Here is a 17683-nt window from a genome sequence, read left to right as displayed (position 1 = left end):
CAAGCGCCTGGAGGGACGCCCCGTATGCATGACTTTCTCCAGTCGGTCCTCGTGCCGGGCCTGTCCGACGGCGCGATCTATGGCCTAGTTGCGGTGGGTTTCGCCACGCTGTTCTCGACGACCGGGGTGATCAACTTCGCACACGGCCAGATGGTCATGTTGATGCCCATGTCTGTGCTCGTGGCGATGCAGGCCGGCCTGCCCACATGGCTCGCGTACGTCGTCGCGCTGGTGGTGGTGGTCGGGGTCGCCCTCACGGTCGAGTGGTCGGCGGTACGACCGTTCGTGCAGTCGGGCCAGTCCGTCTCGTGGTTGCTCTCGACACTGGCAGTGAGCGTGATCTTGGCCGAGCTGCTGGCCATCCCGTACAACGGGGAATCGCGCAATTTCAAGCACGGTGTCAGCGCACACCGGTTCGACCTGGCGGGCATCGCCATATCGCCGGCCGAGCTCGCGTCGATCGCCGCGCTGTTCGTCGTGACTGGCCTGCTCGTCGCCTTCTACCGGTACACCCGAATCGGGCTTGAGCTGCGCGCCATCGCCGACGATCTCGACGGTGCGGAGGCGGTCGGGATCTCCCGCGCCCGCGCCTCGCAGATCGCCATGACGCTTGCCGCGCTGGTCGCCGCGGTCACCGGGGTGCTGGTCGCCTCGACCCAGCTCGTCACGCCGTCGCTGGGACTGTCGTACACGTTCTACGGCTTCGTGGCCACCGCGATCGGCGGCATGGGCAGCATCGGCGGAGCCCTGGTCGGCGGCCTCATCGTCGGCGTCCTGAGCCAGGCGATCGGCGTGTACGTCGGCAGCCTCGTCGTGAACCTCGCGGTGTTCGCCCTGCTGCTGGTCGTCTACGTGATCCGCCCACACGGCCTCTTCGGCGCCGCGCCGGTGCGGGCGGTCTGATGGTGCACAAGCTGCTCGAGAAGCCGGCCCGGGCGATGGCTCCCGTGTCGCGAGCGCTGCGCGGCGGCCTGGAGCGAACTCGCGAGGCCGTGCCGCCCCCCGTCCGCAGCGTGCTCGCGGCGCCGGGCCTGCACAGCCTGCTGATGGCGGCCGTGGCGCTGGTCCTGCTCGTCGCGTGGGGCCCGCAGTCGTACAACGGCTACGTCCTGCAGCTGATCTGCCTGTACGCCGTCGCCACCCTGGGCCTCAACATCACCACCGGGTACGCGGGCGCGCTCTCGCTGGGCCAGGGCGCCTCGTTCGCCATCGGTGCGTACATCACTGCCATCCTGGTGGCATCGCACGGATGGCCGTTCTGGATCGCCATCCCGCTCGCCGTCCTGGGCGGGCTCGTCGCCGGCGCGGCGATCGGCTTCCCGGCCGGGCGCTTCGGCGCGATCGGCCTGGCCATGTTGTCGCTCGGCCTGATGCTCGTCGTCAACGACATGCTCATCCAGTTCCAGAACGTCACCGGAGGCAACTCCGGACTGTCCGGCATCGACCCCCGCCTCTGGTTCGACCACGACCCGGTGGAAACGCCGTGGGTCGTCCCTACCGTCATCGTCGTCGTCGCCGCCCTCTGCTACTGGCTGCACGCCCGGTACCGGGTGTCACGGCTCGGCCGATCCACCGTCGCGGTTCGCGACGAGCCCATCGGCGCGTCGGCCCTCGGCATCTCGGGCTACATCACGAAGGTTGCGGGCTTCGCGGTCGGCTCCGCGCTGGGCGCGCTCAGCGGAGGGCTCTTCGCGATCCTCTCCGCCTACATCTCCCCGGATGCCTTCTCGCCGAACCTTTCCATCCTGTTCCTGGTGATGGTCGTCCTCGGCGGCAGCGGCTCCCGGCTCGGACCGGTGGTCGGCGCGGCGCTGCTGATCCTGATCCCGCTCCGCCTCGACGCGTACCCGCACCTCAACAACCTCCTCTACGGCCTGCTGCTCATCGTCCTCATGCGGCTGCGCCCCCGCGGCCTCTTCAGCCGTACCGCCGCGCCGGCCAAACAAGCGCTGCGGGAGATCGCCGGCACGCCGCCCATCGAGGTGCCCGAACGCGCGCCCGGCGCGCCGATCCTGCGGCTGACGGACCTGCGGCGCACCTTCGGGGGCGTCAACGCCCTGCGCGGCGTGTCCTTCGACCTGGCGCGCGGGGAGATCGTGGGCCTCATCGGCCCGAACGGTTCCGGCAAGACGACACTGCTCAACGTCGTGTGCGGGCACTACCCGCCGACGGCCGGTCAGATCGAGCTGGACGGGGCGGAGATCGGCGGGCAGAGCCCGGCCGCCATCGCCCGGCGCGGCGTCGCCCGCACGTTCCAGACCCCGAAGACGTTCCCCGGCATGAGCATCGAGGAGCATCTCGCACTCGCGGCCGCTCGCGGCGACCGCGAACCGGAACTGCTCCAGGCCTGCCGCCGCGGCGCCCTCGCGCTGCTCGAGCTGGGCGGTTTCGACCCGCACGACGCGGCCGCCATCACCCGGGAAAGCAGGGTCATGAGCCACGGTCAGTTACGTTTCCTGGAAGCCGCCACCGCCATCAGCGCCTGTCCGCAGGTCCTCCTCCTGGACGAACCGGCGGCGGGACTCTCGGCCTCGGAGATCGAGGGATTCGAGCGCGTCGTGAGCGACGTCGCGGCGGCTGGGATCGCCGTCATCATCGTCGAGCACCACCTGGAGATGATCAGCCGCCTGGTCGACCGGGTCGTCGTCCTGGACCTCGGTACCCTCCTCTGGGAGGGCCGGCCCGAGGATCTCCACACCGTCGATGCCGTCCGCGCCGCCTACATGGGTGTCGCATGAACGGCGGGCGCCTGAAGGTGGACGGCCTTCGCGTACGGTACGGCGGCGTCACCGCCGTCGAGGACCTCTCGCTCACGGTGGAACCCGGGACGTGCCTGGCCCTGCTGGGCGCGAACGGCGCCGGGAAGACCTCCACATTGCGTGGCATCGGCGGTCTCGCCGCGGCCGGCGGCGGCATCTGGCTGGACGACCGTCGCCTCGACACGCTCTCGGCGAGCAAACGGGCCCGTGCGGGCCTGGGCCACGTGCTCGAGGGCAGGCACGTCTTCAAAAGCCTGTCCGTGGCGGAGAACCTCCGCGTGGCGGCGGGCCGGGCATCCCGGCCCTCCGAGGTCGACCCGCTCGACCTGCTGCCCGAGCTGCGTGAGCTGATGCCCCGCCTGGCCGGCGGCCTGAGCGGGGGCCAGCAGCAGATGCTGGCCATCGCGCGAGCGGTCGCGGGCGCTCCCCGCGCCATCATGCTCGACGAGCCGACGAACGGGCTTTCGCCCAAGCTGGTCGGACGGACGATCGAGATCCTTGCCGATCTGCGGGACGCCGGCTTCTCGGTGCTGCTCGTGGAGCAACGGCTCGAAGTCGCCCAGAAGCTCGAAGCCGACGTCGTGGTGCTGCGGCACGGGCGCGTGGAGCACCGCCTGCACGGGACCGACCCCAGCCTCCCGGACCTGCTTCACGCCGCCTATCTCTCCTGAGAACTCACAGAAAGCACGAGGACCACATGGCCACCTTCATCAAGAGAGGCGTTGCCGCCGCAACGCTGTGTACGGCGCTCGTCGCCCTCGCCGCATGTGGCGGCGGCGAGTCCTCCGGCAACAAGGGCGAGAGTTCCGGCTCCACCATCAAGATCGGGTTCGTCGGGGCGCTGACCGGCTCCCTCGCGCCGAGCGGCCAAGTGTCACTCGCGGGGCTCAAGGCCGGCGCCGAGTACGTGGAGCAGCACAACCCCGGCACAAAGATCGAGATCATGCAGAAGGACACCAAGGGCGAGCCGACCGCGGCGGTCGCCGCGACGCGGTCGCTCGCACAGGAGGGTGTCTCCGCCTTCTACTTCACCACCGAGGCGTTTCCCCCGGTTCAGGACATCCTGAACCAGGTGAAGGTGCCCGGCGACACGGCGGGCGGCATCGGCTCGATCCTGGCGGACGTCGGCGACTCGAAGCGGTACAAGTACGCGTTCAGCACCGGCGCGGGCACCTCGGGCGACACCTCGATCGTGCCCCTGCTCTCGTACGCGGCCTCGGCCGGCAGCACGGTGGCGATGCTGGACGACTCCTCGGCGTACGGCACATCGCAGACGAAGGAAACCCTGGCCGTCGCCAAGAGCCAGTTCCCCAACGTGAAGATCGTGCAGGAAAGCTTCCCCTCCACCGCCTCGGACGTCACCGCGCAGCTGTCCAAGCTGCGGGACTCGGGCGCGCAATCGCTCATCGTCTGGTCGTACGGCGCCCCGCTGGTCGCGGCCATGTCGAGCCTGAACAAGATCGGCTGGAACCCGCAGATGTCCGGCGTGCTGGGCATCGGCGATCCCGCGACGTCGGAGCTCATCCCGAACGGCATGAAGAGCACCCTCGCCGCCGGCCCCATGGCCAAGACGTTCCTGTCGGCCACGCAGGGCGAGTCCCCCACCGGCATCACCGCGGACTTCGTGAAGCTCTACCTGAAGGCCAAGGGCAAGGACTCCTTCAACGCGCTGGACACGGTGGGCGCCATCTCCTTCGACTGGGTGCTGCTGGTGACCCAGGCGTCGCAGAAGGTCAAGTCGACCAACGCCGACAAGATCAAGCAGCAGCTGGTCTCCGGCGAGGCGCTGCAGGGCGCCAACGGCACGTACAAGTTCGGTGCCGACAAGCGCATCGGGCTGGACGCCGATCAGCTGGGCGTGTTCGTGCCCGCCAAGCCGTGCCCGAACGGCAAGTGCGTCGAAGCCTCCGTAGGCGCGGGGCGCTGAATGCCTGAGGAGACCACAGTCGATCTCCGGATGGGATCGCAGGCGGACGACTTGCGCGTCCGCCTGCGGGCCCTGCTCGCCGAGCTCCTCCCCGAGGACTGGACGACATCGTTCGCACGCGACCCGGCGGTGCAGTCGGTCGTGGCCGGGGTCACCGGACGCCTCGCGAGCGAAAAGCTCCTCACGCTCAGCTGGCCCAAGGAGTACGGCGGCGCGGAGGCCGACGTCTGGCAGCAGACCGTGCTACGGGAGGAGCTGTGGGCGCACTTCGAGCCGCGCGGCCCGCAGTACATGGGCTTGAACTGGGTCGGGCCGGTGATCATGGAGGTCGGCACGGCGGAGCAGCGGGCTACCCACCTGCCCGCCATCTCGGCCGGGCAGGCCGTGTGGTGCCAGGGCTTCAGCGAGCCCGGGGCCGGCTCGGACCTCGGCGCGCTGCAGCTCAGTGCCCGCCTCGACAACGGCGAGTGGGTGCTGAACGGCCAGAAGATCTGGACCTCCTACGCGGGCCTGGCGCAGTGGTGCTTCCTGGCGGCGAAGACCGACAAGGCGGCCGGGAAGCGCGAGGGCATCACCATCTTCCTGGTCCCCATGGACCTGCCGGGCATCACCGTCGTCCCCATCGAGTCGATCATGGGCGAGCAGCACCTCAACGAGGTGTTCTTCGATGACGTGCGGATCGGCGGCGACGCGATCCTGGGTGGCGTCGGCAACGGGTGGGACGTCATCAAGCTGGTGCTGAAGCACGAACGCATCGGTATTCCGCGTTACGCCCGGGACGAGCGGGTGCTCGCCGCGCTGGCGGGGCACGGGTCACTCGAGGAGCCGACGGCGCTGCATTCCTACGCCCGCGCGCTGGTCCACGCCCGCGTGGCCCGTCTGCTCAACTACCGCGCCGTTGCGTTGAACGACGCCGGGCGGCTGACGGACCGCGAGGCCTCCATCGCGCGGCTGGCGTCGATCCAGCTCGACCAGGAGGTGGCGCAGCTGGCGCTGGACCTTGCCGGCGCCGACGCCCTCGCCCCCGACCCGTCGGCCGGCCTGCTCGGACGCGTCGAGGACGTGTTCCGCTACGCACGGTCGGCGACCATCGCGTCCGGGACCATCGAGGTCCAGCGGATGCTGGTCGCCCGATCGTCGATCGAAGGAGCTCGGCATGCGTCGTGAGTGGCCGCAGGCGGCGATCGTCTACCAGGAGAGCGTCGCCAAGGCGCTCGGGGCGCTGGGCGGCGTCAACATTGCGCGCGACGCGGAGACGGACCCGGGCCGGCGGCGGGCAGTCGTGGCGCCGGCCCTGGACAAGCTCGACCTCCGGACCCTGGATCCCTGGGGCGAGCAGGACGAGTCGGCGGCCGCCGTACTCGGGGTCAAGGCGGCCGGCGCCGTCGTGCTTCCGTGGCCGCTGGTCCACGAGCTGGCCCTGGCCCCGCACCTGCGCCGGGAGATCAACGGCGTCTACCTGTCCGCCGGCGCACCCGGGCGACTCGACCATGCCGACCTGTTCGAGCGCGCCGTCGCCGTCGACCTGGTCCGGGGCGGCGCCTCCTCGGTCACGGCGAGCCCGCTGCAGCCGGCGCCGCTGGACCCGTTCGCCTCGGGCGTCGTCCTCGGCGCCACCGAGCTGGACATCGACGTGCCGCGGGCCGTCTCGATGCACCTGCTGCTCGATGCGTTCTGGGTGCTCGGCGCGCTCGGCACGGCCGTCGAGCTTGCGGTCGTCCACGCGCGGGAGCGGCAGCAGTTCGGCAAGCCGATCGGGAGCTTCGGTGAGATCCGGTGGCGCATCGCGGACATCGCACTTGCCCTCGATGGGCTCGAGGAACTGACGTTGCACGGGTGGTGGCTGGTCCGGGAGGGCGCGGCAAGGCCCGCGGACCTGCTCGCCCTCCGGGTGCAGATGCTGGAGTCGGCGAACGTCGTACTGTCCAATGCGCACCAGGTGCTTGGCGCGATGGGCCTGTGCGAAGAGCACGATCTCACCGTGATCGACCGTCACCTCCAGAGCGTCCTGCACCGCCCGGCCGGGCTGATCGCCTCGACGGATCTCCTGGCGCAGGCGGTCGCCAGGGAGGGCTTCGACGGCATATACCCGGTTGCGGCCCGGCGCTAGACGCCGGCGCGACAGCGAACAAACGCCCGGCCGGGTTTCGACCCGGCCGGGCGTTGTGCATCGAACCTGACTGCGGTCAGGCGACGGTCATTCCTGGGCGTTCATGCGGGGGTTGCCGTACTCGTCCAGCACCCGCACGGGCGGAGCGTTCTCCGAGGCGACATACAGCTGCGACGCCTGCAGATGGGCCCGCATCAACCGTCCGGCCTGATCGGCGTCGCCCGCCTCGATCGCATCCACGATGGAGTCGTGCGCCCGCAGGACCGCGCGACGCAGGTCCACCGTGGGGTAGCTCTCCTCCTCGGCCGCCTGGCGCGCCCAGCCCCGCTCCTGAATGCTCCAGACGCTCTCCAGCATGCCGACGAGGATCCGCAGCGTCTGGTTACCGGCCGCGTCGACCAGCTCCTCGTGGAACTTGCCGGCCGCGCCCGTGAAGGCGGGCCCGTCCTCCACGACCTGCAAGGCCTCGTCGCCGAACTGCCGGAGCCGGGCACCGATGGCGGCGTGGTCCTCGCGAAGCGCCGCATGCTCGGCGCACAACGGCTCCAGCAGGTTGCGGGCGGCCGCCAGGTCCGGCATGGGCAGTGCACGCGAGTGCATCAGCAGTCCCATGTGATACGCGGCGGAGTCCAGTGTGGGGCTCTTGATGACGGTGCCGCCCCGCTTCCCGCGGCGGACGCTCACCAGCCCCTCTGTCTCCAGGATGCGGAACGCCTCGCGAAGGCTCGGACGGCTGACCGGATAGTTCTGGAGCATCACCGGTTCCGTCGGCAGCTCCGATCCGTCGACGAGATCGCCTTCCATGATGCGAAGCCGCAGCTGAGCCGCCATCGCCTCGGCCACCCTTGGTGTCCGCAACGGCACCCGGCGAGGGCGCGCGGAATTCTCGGGTTCGGGCATCAGAGAGTTTCACCGCCGTCGACAAAGATCGTCTGACCCGTGATGAACGAAGCGAGATCGCCCGCCAGATGTACCGCTAACGCCCCCAACTCCGCGGCGTCGCCCGTGCGTCGCATCGGAATGCGCTCCTTCAGCCAGGCCTGACCTTCGGGACTGTCGTGCAGGGCCTGGGTCATGCTGGTGCGGAAGTGCCCCGGCGCGATGGTGTTCACCGTGACGCCGAACGCCGCCCACTCTTTGGCGAGCGCTCGCGTGAGCTGACCCAGGGCGCCCTTGGCGACCTGGTAGCTCACGGTCAGGTTGGCCGACCTGGCGACGCTGCTCGACGCAATGTTGATCACCCGGCCTCGCTGCTGCTCCAGCATCCCCGGCACGAACGACCTGATCAGATGCAGCGATCCGCGCACGTGCGTGTCCAGCACCGAGTCCCAGTCCTCATCGGACATGGCGACATCGGCCGGCCCGGATCCCGGCTGCCCGACCTTCTGGCCGGACGACTCGTCCACCGGCAGCGCAACGACAGGCTTCTTGACCAGATTACCAGCGTTGTTCACGAGGATATCGATGGCCTTGACCTCATTGAGCACGTCGTCCCGTAGGCGATCCAGATCACCAGGTTGCCGAATGTCCGCCGGAAAGGCAAGCGCCCGGCCTCCCGCGGCATTGATCTGCACCACGAGGCTGTCGAGCTCTTCGGCCTTACGGGAAACGACGCACACGACGGCGCCCGCCTCCGCCAGGGATGTCGCGATCGCGCGCCCCAGCCCGCGGCCAGCCCCGGACACGAGGGCAGACCGTCCGGCGAGTGAGCCCGCGACGTGGGTGGCTGTCATAGTCTGCCTTTCGGAAGTCCGAGCGTTCGCTCCGCAATGATGTTCCGTTGCACTTCGGACGTGCCGCCATAGATCGTGGCGCCCAGCGAGTCGAGCCGCTCGTCGAAGAGCGCCGGGTCGTCGAATGCCTTCTCGCCAGCCACTTCCAGCGACAGCAGCGCCGCGCGCTGCACCGACTCGGAGCCGAGCAGCTTGAGGATCGACGCCGCGGGGGATGGCAGGTCCGCGAACCGCTGGGCGGCCGTGCGCAGGCCGGTCAGGCGAACACTCTCCGCGTCCGCCAGCGCGCGGCCGAGCTTGACGAGCTGGTGCTGCGCCAGGTCGGGGGCGCGCAGCGCGGGACCCATGGCCCGGTTGGTCTCCAGCCACGTGTTGATCCAGATCATGTCCCGCTCGTGCTCGAGGCTGGACATGGCCACCGTCCAGCCGCCATTGAGCTCGCCGAGCAGCGCGTCCTGCGGCACCTTCACGTCGTCGAGGAAGACCTCGCAGAAGGACTCGACCGCGGGACCGGCGGTGCGGATCGGGCGGACCACCACCCCGGGGCTTCGCATGTCGAGGATCAGGCACGAGATGCCGTGGTGCGGCTTGCCGCCGGTGGCGGTGCGGACGTAGAGCGTGCACCACCGCGCCTCGTCCCCCTGTGTCGTCCAGATCTTCTGACCGTTGACCGTGAACACCCCGTCGGTAAGGGTCGCGGTCGTGCGCAGAGACGCCAGGTCCGAGCCGGCGCCGGGCTCGGACATGCCGAGGGCCCACCATTCGTCGCCGCGGGCGGCTGGGCGCAAAAGCCGGTCCCGCTGGGCGGCGGTCCCGAAGGCCCGGATGGCCGGTGCCGCGACCCCGACGCCCTGGATGTTCATCAACCGGGGAACCCGGCGACGCGCGCCGACAAGCTTGACGGCCAAGGCATCGGCACCGTTCAGGTCGCGCCCGCCCTCATCCCGGCCCCACTCGGGGATCAGCCAGCCCTCGTCGAACGCGGCCGCCTGATAGGCCTTGCGAAGCTCGGCATCGCCGCGGTACCGCTGATAGTTCTCGACGTAGTCGGCCGGCAGGAAGTCATCCAGGAACGCGTCGAACACAGCCCCCAGGTCCGTCATCGAGCTTCCCGCCTTTCGATCCGTGCCGCCGCCATGAAGAGGTCGTCGGGGGTGCCGAGCAGGCCGGCGCTCTGATGGGCGCGGCGCAGGAACAGGTGGCAGTCCGCCTCGAAAGTCACGCCCATGGCGCCCATCAGCTGCGTGAACCGTGCCGCGACCTGGACGGCCGCCTCGGCCGCCACCGCATTGGCCAGCAGGCAGTCGCGGGTCGGCACGTCATCGAGGGCTCCCGCAACGAGGCGCAGGGCCGCGCCGAGCGTAAGGCTACGAGCCTTCTCGACCGACACGTAGGCGTCCGCGAGCTGGTGCTTGACCGCCTGGAACGCTCCGATCGCCTGACCGAACTGCTGGCGCTGCAGCACATGCTCGATCGCCGCGTCCAGGGCACCCGCAGCGGTACCGACAAGGTCGGCGGCAAGGCAGACGCGAGCGCTCGCCATGATCCGTTCCAGATCGTCGAGCGCGATCGCGCGGGATTCGACGGCGGCCGCACCCTGGAACCGCAATGCCGGGACGGGCCGGGAAGGATCAATCACCGTCGCGCGCTCGAGCACCTCGACCCCGTCCGCGTCCCGGTCGACCACCGAGATCCAGGCGCGGTCCGGCCCTTGCACAACCAAGGTGAAGGTGGCCGCGTCGAGACCGCCGAGCACGTGCGCCCGCTCGACGAAGCACCGGCCGTCCTCGACGACACCCTCAGCGGTGGAGAAGCCCGCGGGCGACCGCCGGTAGTCCTCACGGTGCACCCCGGCCGCGATCTGCGTCTGGGACGCCAGCACCGCCGGCAGGAGCGGCACCGCCAACAAGCTGCGCCCGGCCTCCTCGAGCATGACGACCAGGTCGATTGTCCGGCCAAGCCCGCCGACGGCCTCGGGAACGCCGATGTCCAGGTAGCCGCCCTTCGAGAGGGTTGCCCAGCCGTCGGGCGCAAGCGCGGCGCCGTCGATGGCGGCGCGCATGTCCGCCGGACCGTTGAGTGATCGGAACTGAGCGCAAGCCGTCTCAGCGAGAGCACGCGCATCCTCGTCCGGGGCCAGAAGAGACCAGTCCACCATCGTATCCAGGAACTCCTCAGCATCATCCGGCCTCCGACGCTCGCGATGCTACCCGAGTTTTCCTCATTCGAGTAATATGATTTAGATGTTTAACCCCTCACACGTCACCGCCGACATACCTTTGGCTCGGATCACCGAATTTCTGGAAACTATCGAAAACCGACGGACCAATCGAGCGTGACCGGCAAATCGGGACACTCATGGCCTACCGGTTCCCTGACTTGCAGACGCGCGGGCCACGGCTCGGCGACGTGCGCGGCCGCGGCCGCGGCCGCGGCCGCGGCGACATGATCGCCGTTGAAATCTTGATGGTGCGGCCGGAGGCTCTGGTCACTGGTGCTGAGCCGGCGTATGCCTTGAGTGCTCGCGCGTCGGTGAAGCGGGCTCGGTCATCGCCGATCTCGGCCAAGAGCCGGCCACCACTGAGATCGCCGGTTCCGGGGAAGCTGGTGATGACCTCGTAGTCGGGGTGAGCTGGCCTGCGTTTGTCGCATTCGGCGTTCAGCGTGGCGAGCAGTGCGAGCGCTTGGCGGCCCATGGCGTCTTCGACGAGCGGCGCCTGCCGCAGCTGCGGCAGGTGAAGAGCTTCAGAAATCTCTGCGGCCTGCCGGTCGATGCCGCGTTGTCGGCCGGCCTTCCGTAAGGCCAGCTGCTCGACCGCCGTGGTCATCGCCGCGCCGCGTGCCCGCAGCGCCGCGATGTCGTCGGGGCTGGCCCGCTGCGCAGCCCGGGCAGCGACCAGTGCCTCGACGGCCCGGCGGATCTCGGTAATCTCAATCGCTTCCGCGGCCGAGATCTCGCGTACCCGGGCGCCCCGGTTCGGCTGCAGCTCGACCAGGCCCTCGCCGGCCAACCGGGTCAGCGCGTTGCGCAACACGAACCGGGTGGTGCCGTACCGCTCGGTGAGCTCCGTCTCGATGAGGCGCTGGCGGGGCGCGGAGTCCCCGCGGCAGGATCGCGGCCCGCAGCGCTGCCGACCCACCGCCGCCTGATGTCCAGGCTCGCGCGATTCCTCATCCTCCGCTTCGCGGGGCCGCCGTAACAGGGGTGGCCGGCCGAGCGCGTCGGGCGCGGACCTACCGGCCCGGGCGGCCCGCGTCCGACGCGGTGCTGCCTCACAGGCCCGCGACGCGCAGGCCGGCGTGGATCTTGTAGCGCTTGTTGATCGCGATGAGATTGGCCGTCAGAGCTTCGACGCTTCGGAGATCCACCTGGGCGACTACCTCCCGGCCAACCTGACCGAGATCCAGCGCTGGCTCGATCGCGAGCCCGGCGCCCACGACTGGCGCCCGTTCGTCCGCTACACCCTGCAATGCGAGGGCATCGCGCACCCGTCCGACGAGGAGCTCGCCGCACGAGAAGACCTGACCAGAAGCAAGATCACGGATTTGGTACTCGTAGATGCCCGCCATCCCCGCCCGCTCGACCGCGCGTACGCCACCGTGATCAGCCCGTACTGCGCGGACTCCGCCACGGGCGACCGGGCCACCTGGCAGTTGTTCATGCGCCACATCACCGGCCTGGTCGAGCCCGGGGGCCTGTTCGTCACGGCCGCCCTGCGACGATGCCGCGGCTACACCGTGGCGGGCAAGACCTTCCCCGGCGCCGACATCGACGAACACGACATACACGCGGTGCTCCAGCCCGAGTTCGCCCCGTTCGACGGCACGATCGAGGTCCGCCACACGGGCCAGGACACCGCCCATGGCTACTCGGCGATCGTGCTCTGCCAGGCCCGCCGACAGCCTTCTTGAGGAGGGGTGTCCGGCGGCGTCCACACCGGCCTGATGCTGACGGTCTTCGAGGACCCGCACGGCCGGTGGGACGCCGCGATCGTCAGACGCTGAACCGGCTGCGGTACCGCCGCGGCGTCCAGCGGTGACCCAGCGCGGTGAGCAGGACGCCGATGATGACGGCGATGCTGCCGAGCTGGGCGAGGCCGGTGACGGCGGCGCCGGTGACCGGCAGGGGGCCGGTGGCGACGGCGGTGGGCACGACCGTGACGGCGGCGGTGAGGTACCGCACCGTGTTGTCGGGCGCGAGCCCGGCCGCGACGAGGGTGTGGCTGCCCGGGGCGAGGCCGGCGGGGACGGTGACGGTGGCGCTGAACGCGCCGGTGCCGTCGGTCGTGACGGTGCCGACCGTCACCGGCGTGGAGTAGATGGCGACGGTGATCGTGGTGTTGGGCTTGTACCCGGAGCCGGTGATCGTGATCGTCTGGCCGGGCTGCGGGGTGGTGTCGGTGGCGCCGGTCAGGGCACCGTCGGGCGCGGGCGGCGCGGTGGCCGGCAGTGTGACGGGAGCCGGGGCCTGCAGGACGGCGAAGCCGGCGGTGGCCTGCGGCGCGGCGGCGTAGTTCGCGTTGCCGGGCTGGTCGGCCGTGATGGTGCAGGTGCCGACCGTGAGCAGGGTGGCCTGGGCGCCGGACACGGTGCAGACCGCCTGGGTGGTGCTGGCGTAGGTGATCGGCAGCCCGGACGAGGCGGTCGCGGCCAGCGTGACCGGGCCCTCGTTGACGGCGGTGGCGTTCAGTGCGGTGAACGCGATCGTCTGGGTGCCCTGGCCGATGGCGAACGACCGGGTCACGGCCGGGGCCGCGGTCCAGTCGCTGTTGCCGGCCTGGTCGGCGTCGATGGTGCAGGTGCCCACGGTGACGGCGGTGACCGTCGCGCCCGACACGGTACACACGGCAGTGGTTTCGGAGGTGAAGGCGACCGGCAGCGCGGACGAGGCGGTCGCGCTGAGCGTCAGCGGCGCGTCGGTGAACAGCCGGGCGGCCGGTTGCGCGAAGGTGATCGTCTGCGACCCGGGTGCGATGGTGAGACTTCGCTGGACCTGCGGCGCGGCGGCGTACGTGGTGTTGCCCGGCTGGTCGGCGTTGATGGTGCAGGTGCCGGCGGCCAGCGGGGTGACGGTGGAGCCGCTGACGGTGCAGACGCCCGGCGTGGCGCTGGTGAACGCCACGGCGAGCCCGGACGTGGCGGTCGCCGCGAGGGGCTGCGGCCCGTCGGACAGGGCGATGCCGGCCAGCGACCCGAAGGTGATCGTCTGCGTGTCGGTGGTGACGTTGAAGGTGCCGGTGACCTGGGTCGCGGCGGACCAGTCCGCCGAGCCCGCCTGGTCGGCGGTGATGGTGCAGGCGCCGGCGGCCACGAGGGTCACCGTGTTGCCGGACACGGTGCAAACGGACTGTGTAGTACTGCCGAAGCTCACCGCCAGCCCGGAGGTCGCGGTCGCGGTGACGGTGACCGGGCCGGCCGGTAGCGCGGTCGCCGCCGGCGGCGTGAACGCGATCGTCTGGCTGCCCTGGGTGACCTGGAAGCTCACCGTCACCTGCGGTGCGGCGGCCCAGTCGGCGTCGCCGGCCTGGTCGGCGGTCAGCGTGCAGGTGCCGACGTGCGCGAGCGCGACCGTACCGCCGCTGACCGTGCACACGCCCGAGGTGGTGCTGGCGACCGTGACGGTCAGGCCGGACGTCGCGATCGGGGCCACCGTCACCGTGTTGGCGGACAGCGCCGTGGCCGGCGGCTGGCCGAAGGTGATCGTCTGGGCGCCCGGCAAGACGGTGAACGAGTCGGTGACCTGCGGCGCGGCGGCGTAGGTGCCGTTGCCCGGCTGGTCGGCGCGGACGGAGCACGTGCCGGCACTCACGAGCGTCACCTGAGCTCCGGACACCGTGCACACCGCCGGGGTGGCGCTGCTGAACGTGACCGCGAGGCCGGACGTCGCCGAGCCGGACAGCGCGATCGGGGCCGGCGCCAGGGCATGGTCGGCCGGGGCCGTGAAGCTGATCGTCTGCGAGGCCTTGGTGACCTCGAACGAGTCGTCCACCTGCGGCGCGGCGGCGCGCGTGGCATCGCCGGCCTGGTTCGCATGGACGGTGCAGGTGCCGACCGTCAGCAGAGTCGCCGTGGTGCCCGACACGGTGCACACCGACGGTGTCGCGGTGGTGAAGCCCACGGTCAGCCCCGACGTCGCCGACGCCGCGAGCGTCACCGGGCCGGCGTTCACCTGGGTGTCCGCCGTCGGCGTCCACGTGATCGTCTGGGCGTCCTTGGTGACCTCGAACGAGTCGGTCTCCGTCGGCGCCGGGTCGTAGGTGCCGTCGCCGGCCTGGTCAGCGGTGACCGTGCAGGTGCCCAGCGAGATCAGGGTGACCGTGTCGCCGGAGACTGTGCAGACCGCGGAGGTGCCGCTGCTGTCGAACGTCACCGTCAGCCCGGACGACGCGGTCGCGACCAGGGTGACCGTATTGGCTGACAGCGGGGTGTCCGGCGTCGGCGTGAACGTGATCGTCTGGCTGGTGCCCTCAATGACGAACGGCTTGCGCGTCGCGAGGCCGGCGCGGCCGACCGTGTTGGCCGCGCTCTGCGCGCGCCCGTCGGTCGCCGGCCGTCCGGAGGGCGCGGCGCTGGTCGCCGTGGTCGTCTTTGGCGATGCCGTGGCGGTACGGCCGCTCGCGCTGGGCGATGCCGTGGCCTTACGGCCGCTCGCGCTGGGCGATGCCGTGGCGGTACGGCCGCTCGCGCTGGGACGCGGCGACGGCTTCCGCTTGCCGTGCGTGCCGGTGCCATCGGCCGCCTTGCCGGCGCTGCCGGGAGCCTTGCCGGCGCTGCCGGGAGCCTTACCAGCGCTGTCGGCCGCCTTGGCGGTGCCGATCGGTGCGGCGGCGGCCGCCGTCGGGCCGATCCCCACGCCGCCGAGCGTGACCAGGAGCAGCGCGAGGCCGGTGCTCGCCCCGCGCACATAGCGCCGCGCCGGCGACAGGCCGGGGGGCGCGTGCCTGGCACGGTACCGCGGTTCGCACCGGTCGAAACGGTGCCTACCGAAGGCGGTGGTACTTCCGAAGCGCAGCATGTCGCATCCCCCGTGACGCCGGCATCAGCGCGCAGTGCGCCGATGCTCTAGGGCGCAACGTAGACGCAGGAACCGCCCACGAGGGCCGAACCGCACAATCTGCAACTCTTACGTCACAGTGCGTGAGAGGTGCCTCATACAGAGACGTCTCTGCGGTACGCGCTCGGCGAGTACCCGGAGCCGCCCCGCCGAACGCGCGGGGCGGCTCGGCGCGGTGGGGTCAGCCGCAGTTGGCGGTGAACTGGTACCAGGTGTAGCCGCTCGTGCCCGGGGTGAAGATCGGGCCGACGTGGTACGTCGTGGGCGTGGTGCCGTTGCAGAAGTAGGTCAGGGAACCGTTGCTCGACGCAACAAAGCCCCACGGGTAGCCGGACGCGCCGTTGTAGCGCTCCAGGACCAGGTAGGCGCTGGCCGACGAACCGGGGCAGGCGCTGGTCGTGGTCACCCGGATCGCGGTGCTGTCGATCGAGTACGAGTAGTTGAAGCCGTAGCAGGAGTCGGCCGGGCCGGCGGCGGCCGGCTGGGCGGGCGACACTGCGGGCACGAGGGCGGCGGTGGCGATGGCGGTCGCGGCGATGGCGCGAAGCTTCATGGGTCAACCATTCGTGCGCTCGGAACTCGGAACGAGAATGACCGGGCCCGGGTGGTCGACCCTGTGATCGACAGGGATCGTCCGCGGTAAATCTGGTGCGATGATCGTAGCTTCGGCATCAGGATCGCGCAATAACGCGACGAGTTGACGAAATTACCTACGGTTGGCCCGGCCCCCTCCCACCAGGAACACGCCGCCCGTTTGTCCCACTCGCCCCATCGGGGCCCTTGTCCGGTCGTCTGGTCGACGTGAGCGTGCCCACGTTGGCTTCGCTCATGTCCGGCTCATCAATGCCGATGACCAGACCATGGGCCGTTCGTCGGGGTCACAACGCTGGGCGACCGTACGCAACGCCGACGAACCCCACGAGATTCTCGTCGCACGGCGGGCGACCCTGCCCGACACGTGGCTACTGGCGTTCGCCAGCCTGTTGTGGAGTCAGGTGGTCGGCTGGTTCGCGCTCCTGATCACCGGACGCGCCTGGGCGTTGGCGTGGATCGTGGCCGACGGCGCGATCCAGGCCGGCCGGATGTGGCTGACGCTGCAGCACAACCGGGCGGCATCCGGACGCGGGCACCCGCCCCACCGCAGCCTCGTGCTGGCGAACGTCATGTGGTTCGTCGTCATGGCCGCCGGCATCGTCGGCACGTTGCGCGCGGGCGACCCGCGCCTGCTGGCTCTGGGGTGCATCCTGCCCGTCGGGTTCATGGGTTACGTCGCCTCTCGATACGCCGCGTTCCCCCACCTGGCCGCGCCGCTGCTGTACCTGATGGGCGCGGCGCAGGCGGTGGGATTCCTCGGCGTACCGCAGCTGCCTGTGGTGGCCCTCCTGGCCCTGGCCGCGCCGATCGCCTTCCATCTGCTCGTCCTGCAGAACCACACGATCCTGATGAATGCGTTCGTGGCACAGCAGGAGAACTTCCGCCTCTCCATGCACGACCCGCTCACCGGTCTCGCCAACCGCCTGCTGCTGCGGGAACGCACAGCCACCCTGCTCGACGATCTGACCCGCGACATGGCCTACGACCGCCGACCGACAGGCTTCGCCGTACTGTGCCTCGATCTGGACGGCTTCAAGCCGATCAACGACCGGTACGGGCACGCCGTCGGCGACCGGCTCCTCAACAGCGTGGCCATCCGGCTGCGCCAGGCCGTCCGTGGGCAGGACCTGGTCTGCCGGATCGGCGGGGACGAGTTCGTGGTCCTGGTATCGGGCGCCGACGGCGACATCGCCGTCCACACCGCCGAACGGCTCATCGAGTCCTGCAGCCTGCCCTACTACCTCGGCGACGCGACGACGGCCCGGGTCGGCGTGAGCGTCGGCATCGCCCTGGCCCCCGAGCACGGCACGTCCGCCGACGAACTCCTCGCGCACGCCGACGCCGCGCTGTACGCGTCGAAACGCCGCTCGAAGGGCACCTGGACGCTCCACCCGTCGGCCGTCGCGCGCTGACCCGGCCGGGGACTCCGGCGATGGCGTGAGGTTGCGGCCCGGTGATCCGCGCGTTGGCGCGTACCCCTTTTCGTGTCGCTGCAACTGGTGGTGG

At 70.5% G+C, this 17683-nt stretch carries 15 protein-coding genes and 3 pseudogenes; 9 read left to right on the top strand and 9 right to left on the bottom strand.

The features are described from left to right. Window positions 1-24 precede the first annotated feature (24 nt). The 6 genes from ABT369_RS09590 to ABT369_RS09565 are packed head-to-tail and all read left to right on the top strand — an operon-like array spanning window position 25 to window position 6796. The gene (locus ABT369_RS09590) at window positions 25-903 is read left to right on the top strand and encodes a branched-chain amino acid ABC transporter permease (protein ID WP_350611278.1); all 879 of its coding nucleotides are present in this window, start codon (window positions 25-27) and stop codon (window positions 901-903) included. Then, complete coding sequence (locus tag ABT369_RS09585; RefSeq protein ID WP_350611277.1) at window positions 903-2738, top strand: branched-chain amino acid ABC transporter ATP-binding protein/permease; 1836 nt, start codon at window positions 903-905, stop codon at window positions 2736-2738. Before ABT369_RS09590 ends, ABT369_RS09585 begins: the two co-directional genes overlap by 1 nt. Beyond that, window positions 2735-3430: an ABC transporter ATP-binding protein gene (locus tag ABT369_RS09580; protein WP_350611276.1), complete on the top strand. Its 696-nt coding sequence runs from the start codon at window positions 2735-2737 to the stop codon at window positions 3428-3430. The genes ABT369_RS09585 and ABT369_RS09580 overlap by 4 nt, the downstream gene beginning before the upstream one ends. 26 nt (window positions 3431-3456) lie before the next feature. Further along, a complete protein-coding gene (locus ABT369_RS09575) occupies window positions 3457-4686 on the top strand; it encodes an ABC transporter substrate-binding protein (protein ID WP_350611275.1) in 1230 nt (409 codons plus the stop codon). Window positions 4687-4716: 30 nt separating this feature from the next. Further along, on the top strand, window positions 4717-5853 hold the full coding sequence (locus ABT369_RS09570) for an acyl-CoA dehydrogenase family protein (RefSeq protein WP_350611274.1): 1137 nt from the start codon (window positions 4717-4719) through the stop codon (window positions 5851-5853). Continuing rightward, the gene (locus ABT369_RS09565; RefSeq protein ID WP_350611273.1) at window positions 5843-6796 is read left to right on the top strand and encodes an acyl-CoA dehydrogenase family protein; all 954 of its coding nucleotides are present in this window, start codon (window positions 5843-5845) and stop codon (window positions 6794-6796) included. The genes ABT369_RS09570 and ABT369_RS09565 overlap by 11 nt, the downstream gene beginning before the upstream one ends. Window positions 6797-6883: 87 nt before the next feature. On the opposite strand, the gene ABT369_RS09560 is transcribed toward ABT369_RS09565, so the two are convergent. The 7 genes and pseudogenes from ABT369_RS09560 to ABT369_RS09535 form a co-directional block, all read right to left on the bottom strand. Continuing rightward, entirely contained in the window at window positions 6884-7627 is a 744-nt protein-coding gene (locus ABT369_RS09560; RefSeq protein WP_350611272.1) for a FadR/GntR family transcriptional regulator, read from the bottom strand. A gap of 68 nt (window positions 7628-7695) precedes the next feature. Then, a complete protein-coding gene (locus ABT369_RS09555) occupies window positions 7696-8481 on the bottom strand; it encodes an SDR family NAD(P)-dependent oxidoreductase (RefSeq protein WP_350611271.1) in 786 nt (261 codons plus the stop codon). Between the two features lie 44 nt (window positions 8482-8525). Continuing rightward, the gene (locus tag ABT369_RS09550) at window positions 8526-9632 is read right to left on the bottom strand and encodes an acyl-CoA dehydrogenase family protein (RefSeq protein ID WP_350611270.1); all 1107 of its coding nucleotides are present in this window, start codon (window positions 9630-9632) and stop codon (window positions 8526-8528) included. Next, window positions 9629-10591, bottom strand: a complete 963-nt coding sequence (locus tag ABT369_RS09545; protein WP_350611269.1) for an acyl-CoA dehydrogenase family protein — start codon at window positions 10589-10591, stop codon at window positions 9629-9631. The genes ABT369_RS09550 and ABT369_RS09545 overlap by 4 nt, the downstream gene beginning before the upstream one ends. 394 nt (window positions 10592-10985) lie before the next feature. Further along, window positions 10986-11147: pseudogene (locus ABT369_RS57950) on the bottom strand (transposase); the annotation flags it as partial. A 402-nt stretch (window positions 11148-11549) separates the two neighbouring features. Next, window positions 11550-11669 (bottom strand): annotated as a pseudogene (locus ABT369_RS57945) (hypothetical protein); the annotation flags it as partial. A 133-nt stretch (window positions 11670-11802) separates the two neighbouring features. Beyond that, a pseudogene (locus tag ABT369_RS09535) lies at window positions 11803-11880 on the bottom strand (NADPH-dependent F420 reductase); the annotation flags it as partial. Between ABT369_RS09535 and ABT369_RS09530 the strand changes: the two are divergent. Then, window positions 11863-12441: a class I SAM-dependent methyltransferase gene (locus ABT369_RS09530; RefSeq protein WP_350611348.1), complete on the top strand. Its 579-nt coding sequence runs from the start codon at window positions 11863-11865 to the stop codon at window positions 12439-12441. The pseudogene ABT369_RS09535 and the gene ABT369_RS09530 overlap by 18 nt on opposite strands. Before the next feature lie 82 nt (window positions 12442-12523). On the opposite strand, the gene ABT369_RS09525 is transcribed toward ABT369_RS09530, so the two are convergent. Beyond that, window positions 12524-14899, bottom strand: coding sequence for a beta strand repeat-containing protein (locus ABT369_RS09525; RefSeq protein ID WP_350611267.1), 2376 nt, complete (start codon window positions 14897-14899; stop codon window positions 12524-12526). On the opposite strand from ABT369_RS09525, the gene ABT369_RS09520 reads away from it, so the two are divergent. Beyond that, window positions 14877-15437 (top strand): hypothetical protein, encoded by a 561-nt coding sequence (locus ABT369_RS09520; RefSeq protein ID WP_350611266.1) that lies wholly within the window; start codon window positions 14877-14879, stop codon window positions 15435-15437. The two genes, ABT369_RS09525 and ABT369_RS09520, sit on opposite strands and share 23 nt — an antisense overlap. 327 nt (window positions 15438-15764) lie before the next feature. Here ABT369_RS09520 and ABT369_RS09515 read toward each other — a convergent pair whose 3' ends face one another. After that, window positions 15765-16136, bottom strand: coding sequence for a hypothetical protein (locus ABT369_RS09515; RefSeq protein ID WP_350611265.1), 372 nt, complete (start codon window positions 16134-16136; stop codon window positions 15765-15767). 307 nt (window positions 16137-16443) lie between these two features. Here ABT369_RS09515 and ABT369_RS09510 point away from each other — a divergent pair, with 307 nt between their 5' ends. Beyond that, window positions 16444-17589, top strand: coding sequence for a diguanylate cyclase (locus tag ABT369_RS09510; RefSeq protein WP_350611264.1), 1146 nt, complete (start codon window positions 16444-16446; stop codon window positions 17587-17589). Window positions 17590-17683: the final 94 nt, after the last annotated feature.

The sequence above is a fragment of the Dactylosporangium sp. NPDC000244 genome (genome assembly GCF_040300725.1).
Classification (GTDB): Bacteria; Actinomycetota; Actinomycetes; order Mycobacteriales; family Micromonosporaceae; genus Dactylosporangium.
Note: the sequence above shows the minus strand (reverse complement) of the source record. Positions and strands in the feature narration are given on the sequence as shown.

Excerpts from the sequence above, each read along its gene's own strand:
- ABT369_RS09565 (WP_350611273.1), top strand. The coding sequence starts at position 5,843 with ATGCGTCGTGAGTGGCCGCAGGCGGCGATCGTCTACCAGGAGAGCGTC.
- ABT369_RS09510 (WP_350611264.1), top strand. The coding sequence starts at position 16,444 with ATGGGCCGTTCGTCGGGGTCACAACGCTGGGCGACCGTACGCAACGCC.
- ABT369_RS09560 (WP_350611272.1), bottom strand. The coding sequence starts at position 7,627 with ATGGCGGCTCAGCTGCGGCTTCGCATCATGGAAGGCGATCTCGTCGAC.
- ABT369_RS09590 (WP_350611278.1), top strand. The coding sequence starts at position 25 with ATGCATGACTTTCTCCAGTCGGTCCTCGTGCCGGGCCTGTCCGACGGC.
- ABT369_RS09515 (WP_350611265.1), bottom strand. The coding sequence starts at position 16,136 with ATGAAGCTTCGCGCCATCGCCGCGACCGCCATCGCCACCGCCGCCCTC.
- ABT369_RS09570 (WP_350611274.1), top strand. The coding sequence starts at position 4,717 with ATGGGATCGCAGGCGGACGACTTGCGCGTCCGCCTGCGGGCCCTGCTC.
- ABT369_RS09575 (WP_350611275.1), top strand. The coding sequence starts at position 3,457 with ATGGCCACCTTCATCAAGAGAGGCGTTGCCGCCGCAACGCTGTGTACG.
- ABT369_RS09550 (WP_350611270.1), bottom strand. The coding sequence starts at position 9,632 with ATGACGGACCTGGGGGCTGTGTTCGACGCGTTCCTGGATGACTTCCTG.
- ABT369_RS09585 (WP_350611277.1), top strand. The coding sequence starts at position 903 with ATGGTGCACAAGCTGCTCGAGAAGCCGGCCCGGGCGATGGCTCCCGTG.
- ABT369_RS09580 (WP_350611276.1), top strand. The coding sequence starts at position 2,735 with ATGAACGGCGGGCGCCTGAAGGTGGACGGCCTTCGCGTACGGTACGGC.
- ABT369_RS09545 (WP_350611269.1), bottom strand. The coding sequence starts at position 10,591 with ATGCGCGCCGCCATCGACGGCGCCGCGCTTGCGCCCGACGGCTGGGCA.